The sequence below is a fragment of the Streptomyces thermovulgaris genome (assembly GCF_002155915.1).
Taxonomy (GTDB): domain Bacteria; phylum Actinomycetota; class Actinomycetes; order Streptomycetales; family Streptomycetaceae; genus Streptomyces; species Streptomyces thermovulgaris.
The window spans coordinates 1-8,285 of sequence record NZ_MUME01000388.1; the positions used below are offsets into that span (position 1 = coordinate 1).

Annotated in this window: 6 protein-coding genes; 2 read left to right on the forward strand and 4 right to left on the reverse strand. The window is 73.2% G+C overall.

Going from position 1 to position 8,285, the window contains the following annotated elements:
* Positions 1-59 precede the first annotated feature (59 nt).
* Complete coding sequence (locus tag CCN35_RS24835) at positions 60-1,616, forward strand: APC family permease (protein ID WP_067394193.1); 1,557 nt, start codon at positions 60-62, stop codon at positions 1,614-1,616.
* A 473-nt stretch (positions 1,617-2,089) separates the two neighbouring features.
* Complete coding sequence (locus CCN35_RS24840; RefSeq protein ID WP_086794411.1) at positions 2,090-2,830, forward strand: dienelactone hydrolase family protein; 741 nt, start codon at positions 2,090-2,092, stop codon at positions 2,828-2,830.
* Positions 2,831-3,242: 412 nt separating this feature from the next.
* Here CCN35_RS24840 and CCN35_RS24845 read toward each other — a convergent pair whose 3' ends face one another.
* The 4 genes from CCN35_RS24845 to CCN35_RS24860 all read right to left on the reverse strand — a co-directional run.
* Positions 3,243-4,439: an acyl-CoA dehydrogenase family protein gene (locus CCN35_RS24845; RefSeq protein ID WP_086794412.1), complete on the reverse strand. Its 1,197-nt coding sequence runs from the start codon at positions 4,437-4,439 to the stop codon at positions 3,243-3,245.
* Positions 4,440-4,626: 187 nt separating this feature from the next.
* A complete protein-coding gene (locus CCN35_RS24850; RefSeq protein WP_086794414.1) occupies positions 4,627-5,796 on the reverse strand; it encodes a CaiB/BaiF CoA transferase family protein in 1,170 nt (389 codons plus the stop codon).
* Positions 5,793-7,337 carry an aldehyde dehydrogenase family protein gene (locus CCN35_RS24855; RefSeq protein WP_245863434.1) on the reverse strand — a complete coding sequence of 515 codons (1,545 nt, stop codon included), beginning with the start codon at positions 7,335-7,337 and terminating at the stop codon, positions 5,793-5,795. The genes CCN35_RS24850 and CCN35_RS24855 overlap by 4 nt, the downstream gene beginning before the upstream one ends.
* On the reverse strand, positions 7,334-8,285 hold a 952-nt coding region (locus CCN35_RS24860), incomplete at its 5' end, for an aminotransferase class III-fold pyridoxal phosphate-dependent enzyme (RefSeq protein ID WP_245863437.1). The genes CCN35_RS24855 and CCN35_RS24860, both read right to left, overlap by 4 nt.

Here is an 8,285-nt window from a genome sequence, read left to right on the forward strand (position 1 = left end):
CACCCATCCCACCGGCACCCCCTGCCCGGTACGCCCGGTACGAGAAAACGGGAGCGTGAATGAGTCCCACAACCGGAGCCGGACGCCCTGAGACCGATCCCTCGGCACAGCTCGCGTCGCTCGGTTACACCTCGGAGTTCAAGCGGGACATGGGTCCCTGGGCGAACTTCTCGCTCGGCTTCACCTATCTGTCCCCCGTGGTCGCGATCTACACCATGTTCGCGTTCGGCCTGGCCACCGCCGGCCCGCCGATGATCTGGTCGCTGGTCATCGCGGGCATCGGACAGCTGCTGGTCGCGCTGGTCTTCAGTGAGATCGTCGCCCAGTTCCCGGTCGCGGGCGGCGTCTACCCCTGGGCACGCCGGCTGTGGGGCCGCCGCTACGCGTGGCTGACCGGCTGGGTCTACATGATGGCTCTCTTCGTGACCATCGCCAGCGTCGTCTCCGGCGCGGGACCGTACATCGCCTCGCTCTTCGGCTTCGAGGCGTCGGTCGACACGGTCATCCTCTGTTCCCTGGGGATCCTCGCCCTGGCCACCCTCATCAACTACCTGGGCACCAAGGCGCTCGCACAGGCCGCCGTCATCGGCTTCGCCGCCGAACTGATCGGCGCGCTCGTGGTCGGCGGGTGGCTGCTGCTGACCGAACGCCACCACAACCTGGGCATCCTGTTCGACAGCTTCGGTGCGGGCAGCGGCACCAATTACCTGTGGGCGTTCGCCGCCGCGGCCCTGGTCGGCATCTACAACTACTACGGCTTCGAGGCCTGCGGCGACGTGGCCGAGGAGGTGCGCGACCCGGGCCGGATGATCCCCAAGGCCATGCGCCGCACCATCTACGTCGGCGGCGCGGCGGCCACGTTCGTCGCCGTGGCCCTGGCGCTGTCGGTGGTGGACATCAAGGCCGTGATCTCCGGCGACGACCCCGACCCCGTCTCCAGGGTCCTCGACGAGGCCTTCGGCACCGTGGGGGCCAAGGGCGTCCTGGTGATCGTGCTGCTGTCCTTCCTGTCCTGCACGATCAGCCTCCAGGCGGCGGCCGGGCGGCTGGCCTACAGCTACGGCCGTGACGACATGATCGCGGGCAGCCGTCTGCTGCGGAAGTTCTCCCCGAGCCGGCACGTCCCGCCGTACGCGGTGATGCTCGCGGGCCTGGTCCCGGCGCTCGTCGTCCTGGGCTCGAAGTTCTCCGAGGACGCCCTGACGAAGATCGTCAGCTTCGCCTCGCTCGGCATCTACCTCGGCTTCCAGATGGTCGTCTTCGCCGCACTGCGCGCCCGGCTCAAGGGCTGGCGGCCGAGCGGCGCCTACCGGCTGGGCAAGTGGGGTCTGCCCGTCAACATCGCGGCCCTGGTCTACGGCGTCACGGCCATCGTCACCATGGCCTGGCCCCGTACGCCCGAGGCCCCCTGGTACGACAACTACATCGTGCTGCTGTCCGGGGTCGTCGTGGTCGGAGTGGGCCTGCTGTACATGGCGATCCACCCGGCCTACGGACGCAGCGACGCCCCGTACAGCGACGCGATACCGACGTCCGTGCCGCAGAAGGACGGGAAGGACGGGAAGGGGCTCGAGCAGGAGGACGAGCAGAGGACCGGCGAGCCGTCGGGGGTGTGATCACCGACCCCCGACCGGAAAGAGGGCCGGCCCCCGACCGGCGAGAAGGCGGAGCCCGGCGCGCTGCACGCACCGGGCTCCGCTGTGTGCCGCGGGGGCCGCCCGCGGGATGCGGATTCCGCCTGCGAAGTGCAGGGGTTCCGCCTGCGGGCTGGGGTATTCACGAGAAACGGCAGCACGAGAAACGGCAGCGCCCCAGCGCGCCCCGCCGTCGCAGGGCCTCGCCCCGGGAAGACACGACGAGGCTCCGGGCGGCTCCGCCCAGTGTTCCCCTCCCCGGCAGCGGGCCACGGCGTCCGCGCAAAAACCGGTGGGCGGACCACGACGGCCGCTGCTGCTTTCACGGGGCCGGGCCGGAGAACGAGGAGGTGGTACCCGTGAACGTATCGACAGGGGTGCTCTCCTTCCGAGGCACGGTCGGGCGATAGGTCGTCCGGGAGCGCCGTTCAAGCGCACTCCCGAAAGGCACGACCATGGCCCTTCGCCTCACGTCCGAACGACGCCTCGACGACGACCTCCTCGAACGCACATTCACCCTCGGTGAGATCCCCGGCTTCCTGTGGACGCCCGCATCCGCATCCGCACCGATGCCGCTGATCCTGCTCGGTCACCCTCCGCTCGGCCTGCGCACGATGCACCCCCGCCTGGCAGCGCGGGCCCGGCGCGCCGCGGCGGACGGCTTCGCCACGGCCGCCATCGAGCTTCCCGGGAGCGGTGACCGGCCCCGTCGGGCCGCCCTTGAGCAGGCCCGCGCCGACCTGCGCCGGGCCATGAAGGCCGGCGAGCCGGTCACCGACGAGATCATCGACGCCCTCGTCCTCCCGCTCGTCGGCAAGGCGGTTCCGGAATGGCAGGCCGCTCTTGACGCCCTCCTGTCGCTGCCCGGGATCGACGGACCCGTCGGGTACTCGGGAGGAGTGATCTCCCTCGGCATCCGCCTCGCGGTGGCCGAGCCGCGCATCGTGGCCGCGGGCCTCTTCGCCGGGAGTTTCGTGCCTCGCGCCATGTTCGAGGAGGCCCGCCGGGTCACCATTCCGCTGCACGTCCTGCTGCAGTGGGACGACGAAGGGAACGACCGGCAGGCGGCCCTGGACCTGTTCGACGCCTTCGGTTCCCAGGAGAAGTCCCTGCACGCCCACATGGGCGGGCACACCGGTGTCCCGCGGTGCGCGGGGGACGCCGTGGCCCGGTTCTTCGTACGGCACCTGCCGTGAGGACGGGCCGCCCGGTCGCCGGCGGGCAGTGAGCGGTTACGGCCAGGGGCTGCTCGTGAAGGGCAAGTCCCGGCACTCCTCTGCTGTCCATGCCGCGGCTCCCCGGCTGTTCCTGCCGCGGCTCCCTGCCGACTCGGCGGGAACGGTGCCGTCGGCTCCCGTGGTCGAAGCCGTGCACCGCTGCCCGGACGGCCATCGGGAAAAAGGAACGAGGAACAAGGACACAAGGAGAAGAAGAGGGAGACGGGCCGGCCTGGGACGACCGGGCCGGGTTGGCGGCCGACGGGGATGCGGTCGACGCGGTCGCCGTCACCGGGTGCCGGCATGAGCCGAGGAGCCGCGGATCCCCCTGGAGGAACTTGGTCTCTGCGGGGATCCGCGGCTCCTGCGGAGAGGACGGGTGGGTGTTCCGTCAGCGGAAGGCGGAGTGGCCCGTCATGGCCTGGCCGATGACCAGGGTGTGCATCTCCGCCGTGCCCTCGTAGGTGAGCACGGACTCCAGGTTGTTCATGTGCCTGATCACCGGGTACTCCAGCGAGATCCCGTTGGCGCCCAGGATCGTCCGGGCGGTGCGGCAGATCTCCAGGGCCTTGCCCACGTTGTTCAGCTTGCCCATGCTGATCTGCTCGGGGCGCAGCCCAAAGGCGTCCTTGCGGCGCCCGAGGTGCAGGGCCAGCAGGGTGCCGTTCGCCAGCTCGACGGCCATGCGGGCCAGCTTCTCCTGCGTGATCTGGTACGCCGCGATGGGCTTGCCGAACTGCACCCGCTGCCCGGCGTACTCCAGGGCGGCCCGCAGGGCGCTGCGCGCCGCGCCCATGGCGCCCCACACGATGCCGTAGCGGGCCTCGTTCAGGCAGGACAGCGGGCCGCGCAGGCCCCGGACCTCCGGGAGGACCGCGCTCGCGGGCAACCGGACGGAGTCGAGGACCAGTTCGCTGGTGACGGAGGCCCGCAGGGACAGCTTGTGCTTGATGGGCGGGGCCGAGAAGCCGGGGGTGTCGGTCGGGACGACGAAGCCGCGGATGCCCTCGTCCGTCTGGGCCCAGACCACGGCGACGTCGGCGACGGAGCCGTTGGTGATCCACATCTTGCGGCCGTCGAGGATCCAGTCGTCCCCGTCGCGGCGGGCGCGGGTGCGCATGGAGGAGGGGTCGGAGCCGTGGTCGGGCTCGGTCAGGCCGAAGCAGCCGATCGCCTCCCCGGCGGCCATGCGGGGCAGCCACTCCTGCTTCTGCTCCTCGCTGCCGTACCGCCAGATGGCGAACATCGCGAGGGAGCCCTGGACGCTGACCAGGGAGCGGATGCCGGAGTCGGTGGCCTCCAGCTCGAGGCAGGCCAGGCCGTAGTCGACGGCGCTCATGCCGGCGCACCCGTAGCCCTCGAGGTGCATGCCGAGCAGGCCGACACCGCCCAGTTCCTTGGCCAGTTCACGGATGGTGGGCAGTTCGCCCCGCTCGAACCACTCGGCGATGTGCGGCTCGATCACGGCGTCGCACACCTGGCGCACGGACGCCCGCACCGCCTTCTCGTCGGGGCTGAGCAAGTCGTCGATGGCGAGCAGGTCGAGCGGGGAGACCTTGGTGCGGGAGGAGGGGGATGCGGTGGACATCGCCGGCCTTTCGGGTCGGGTCCGATCGACTCCGGTCGAGTCGGGTCGGGTCGAGTTGAGTCGGATACGAATCGGGGGCGACTCGGGTGCGAGTCGGGTCAAGCAGTCGGTCGGGGACGGGAGAAGTCCGGGGAGTTCGGGAAGTCCGGGGGAGTTCGGGAAGTCCGGGGAGTTCGGGGAGAGCCGGTCATGGGGTGCCGGCGGGCGGCGGCAGGCCGGCATCGGGGTCGGACAGCCAGGCCCGTACGGCCTCGTCGTCGGCCCCGAGGGCCGGAGGGGCCTGCGCGGGACCGACCAGCCCGGTCGAGTAGGTGACCGGGTGCCGGGGCTGGGGCGTGCCCCCGCCGGCCGGGGTGACCGTGGGTTCGAGCCCCAGGCTCTCGGCCAGTGCGAAACCGTCGGCGACGGTGCCGACCCGGCCCGCCGGGACGCCCGCCTCGGTGAGGCGTTTCTGCCAGGTCGCGCTGTCGTCCCCGGCCAGCCGTTCCTCGAGTGCGCGGACCAGTTCCTCCCGGTGGGTGACCCGGGCGGCGTTGGTGGCGAACCGTTCGTCCTCGGCGAGGGCGGGCGCCCCGAGGACGGCCGCGAGCCGGGCGAACTGGCCGTCGTTGCCGCAGGCGACCGCGAGCAGTCCGTCGCGGCAGCGCAGGGTCTCGTAGGGGGCGATCGAGGGGTGACGGTTGCCCATCCGGCCGGGCGGCCGGCCGGTCTCCAGGTAGCTCTGTGCCTGGTTGACCAGGGAACCGAGCAGGCTGGACAGGAGGTTGACCTCCACGCGGCAGCCCCGGCCGGTGCGCGTCCGGTCGGCCAGCGCGGCGAGGATCCCGATGGTGGCGTCCTTGCCGGTGAGTACGTCGACCAGGGCGACCCCCGCCTTGGTGGGCTCGCCGTCGGCGGCGCCGGTGATGCTCATCAGCCCGCCGACCGCCTGGACCACGAAGTCGTAGCCCAGCAGCCCGGCACCGGCGCCGCTGCCGAAGCCGGTCACCGAGCAGTACACGATCCCGGGGTTGCCGGCGGACACCGCGTCGTAGCCGAGTCCGAGGCGGTCCAGGGTGCCCGGTTTGAAGTTCTCCACCAGGACGTCGGCGCGGCGGGCCAGTTCGCGGGCCAGTTCCCGGTCGCCCTCGTCGGTCAGGTCGAGGGCGACACTGCGCTTGGAGCGGTTGACGCTCTCGAAGTAGGTGGTGCTCGTCGCCGACCAGGGCGGCCCCCAGGAGCGGGTGTCGTCGCCCGTACCGGGGCGCTCCACCTTGATCACTGTCGCGCCGAGGTCCGCCAGGGTCATGGTGCACAGCGGTCCGGCCAGCACCCGGCTGAAGTCGGCGACGAGGATTCCGTCCAGCGGCCCGCTCATCCCGCACCCCCTCCGTTTGTCTCCCGTACGCCGTCGATCCTCCGGGGCAGCCGCCACGGGTTGTCGTCGCGCAGGGCGTCGGGCAGTGCCGAGGGGGGAACGTTCTGGAAGGCGACCGGGCGCGTGAAGCGGTCCAGGGCGGCGGCGCCGACGCTCGTGGCCTCGGGCCGGCTGGTCGCGGGCCACGGCCCGCCGTGCTGCTGGGCCCAGGTCGTGACGACGCCGGTCGGCCATCCGTCGACCACCACCCGGCCCGCCCTCCGGGACAGCAGCGGGACCAGCCACGGCAGATCGGGGTCGGTCTCCCCGGCGGAGGCGACCGCCGCCGCCAGGCTCGGCTGCAGCCGGGCCAGCAGGGCGCGGAGCTGCTCCGTGTCGTCGTACTCCACCACCAGCGCGACCGGGCCGAAGCACTCCTCCAGCAGCCGGGAGCCCGGCACGAGTGCCTCGGCGGGGGCGGTGAGCAGGGTCGGGGCGGCGGCGAAGCCCTCCGGGTGTGCGGCCACCGAGGCGACGGGCCGTGCCCCGGCCGCCTCCAGGTCCGCGAGTCCCGTGCGGTACGCGGAGGCGATGTTCTCGGTCAGCAGCCAGCCGGGCTCGGTCCCGGCCAGTGCCCCGGCCACCGCGTCCGCCGCTCCGCTGCCGCGCGGCGCCAGCAGCAGTCCCGGCTTGGTGCAGAACTGGCCCTGGCCCAGGGTGAACGAGGCGACGAAACCGGACGCCGCCGTGCGCAGCACCTCGTCGTCCGCCGCGGCGGCGGGTGTCAGGACCGCCGGGTTGACCGTGCCCATCTCCGCGAAGACCGGGACGGGCACGGGCCGGCGCGCCGCCCGCTCCACCAGGGCCATGCCGCCGGCCTGGGAGCCGGTGAACGCCACCGCCGTCACCTCCGGCGCGTCCACCAGGGCCAGGCCCGCCTCGAAGCCGTGCACCAGGGCGAACGCCCCTTCCGGTGCGCCCGCCGCACGCAGGGCCGCCGTCACCGTCGCCCCGAGCCGGGCGCTGAGCCGCGGATGCGCCGGGTGCCCCTTGACCAGCACCGGGCAGCCCGCGGCCAGCGCGGAGGACGTGTCGTGTCCCACGACGCCGAAGGCGAAGGGGAAGTTGCTCGCGCCGAACACCGCGACCGGGCCCAGCGAGCGGTTGATCCGCCGCAGGTCGACTCCGTCGGAGCGGTCGATCCGGACGTCCAGCCAGCTGCCCTCGGCCGCGACCCGGCCGTAGAAGCGGGCCTGCGCCGCGGCGCGGCCGACCTCGCCGCGCAGCCGGTCCATGCCGAGTGCGGTCTCGGCGTCCGCGAGCGCGGCCAGTTCCTCGGTGTCCCGCTCCAGCGCGGCCGCGACCGCCTCCAGCCAGTCCGCGCGGACCGCGGGCGGGCGGGCCGCGATCGATTCGGCGTCCCGGGCGGCCCGGGCGGCCAGCCGGGCGACCTCGTCGACGGCGGTGACGGCCGGGCCCTCGGTGCGGGCGCCGGTGCGCGGGTCGCGGCTCACCTCGGTCGCCTCCGTGGTGCTCATGCCGGTCGCCCCCGTGGTGCTCATGCCGCACCCCCGCACGCGCCGCGGATCGCGTCCGCCAGGACTCCGAGGCCCTCGTCGAGCAGGTCGTCGGGGATCACCAGCGGGGGCAGCAGCCGGACGACATTGCCGAAACTGCCGCAGACGAGGGCGACCACGCCCTCCGCGTGGCAGCGGGCGGCCACCGCCCGGGCCAGTTCCGCGTCCGGCTCCAGCGTTCCGGGCCGGACGAACTCCAGCGCCATCATCGCGCCCCGGCCCCGGACCTCGGCGATCGCCGGCACCTGTGCGGCCAGCGGTTCGAGCCGGGCGCGGACGGTTCTCTCGATCAGCCGGGCCCGCTCCAGCAGTCCCCCGTCCCGGAGCATCTCCAGGACACCAAGGGCGGCGGCGCAGGCCACCGGGTTGCCCGCGTAGGTTCCGCCGAGTCCGCCGGGCGCCACCGCCTCCATCAGCTCGGCGCGGCCGGTGACCGCGGCCAGCGGCAGACCGCCGCCGAGCGCCTTCGCCGTGCACACCAGGTCGGGGACGATCCCCTCCTGCTCGCTGGCGAACATCGTCCCGGTGCGGCCCATCCCGGCCTGCACCTCGTCGGCGACCAGCACGATCCCGTGCCGCCGCGCCATGCGCTGCACCCCGGCGAGGAACCCGGGGGCGGGCACCACGAAACCGCCCTCGCCCTGCAGCGGTTCGACGACGATCGCCGCCACCGTGTCCGGGCCGACCCGCCGCAGCAGCGCCTCCAGTTCGGCGAGCGCCTCCTCGGCGCAGTGCTCGGCGCCGCCCGGCCAGCGCAGCGGATAGGCGTAGGGGGCGCGGTGCACCTCGCCGGGGAACGGGCCGAAGCCGGCGCGGTAGGGCACCTCCTTGGCGGTCATCGCGAGCGTCATCATGGTGCGCCCGTGGTAGGCGTGGTCGAAGACCACCACCCCGGGGCGGCCGGTCGCCGCGCGGGCGATCTTGACCGCGTTC

What these genes read in the sequence shown, in the direction of transcription:
- CCN35_RS24855 (WP_245863434.1), bottom strand. Translation starts at nt 7,337, where the DNA reads ATGAGCACCACGGGGGCGACCGGCATGAGCACCACGGAGGCGACCGAG.
- CCN35_RS24845 (WP_086794412.1), bottom strand. Translation starts at nt 4,439, where the DNA reads ATGTCCACCGCATCCCCCTCCTCCCGCACCAAGGTCTCCCCGCTCGAC.
- CCN35_RS24850 (WP_086794414.1), bottom strand. Translation starts at nt 5,796, where the DNA reads ATGAGCGGGCCGCTGGACGGAATCCTCGTCGCCGACTTCAGCCGGGTG.
- CCN35_RS24835 (WP_067394193.1), top strand. Translation starts at nt 60, where the DNA reads ATGAGTCCCACAACCGGAGCCGGACGCCCTGAGACCGATCCCTCGGCA.
- CCN35_RS24840 (WP_086794411.1), top strand. Translation starts at nt 2,090, where the DNA reads ATGGCCCTTCGCCTCACGTCCGAACGACGCCTCGACGACGACCTCCTC.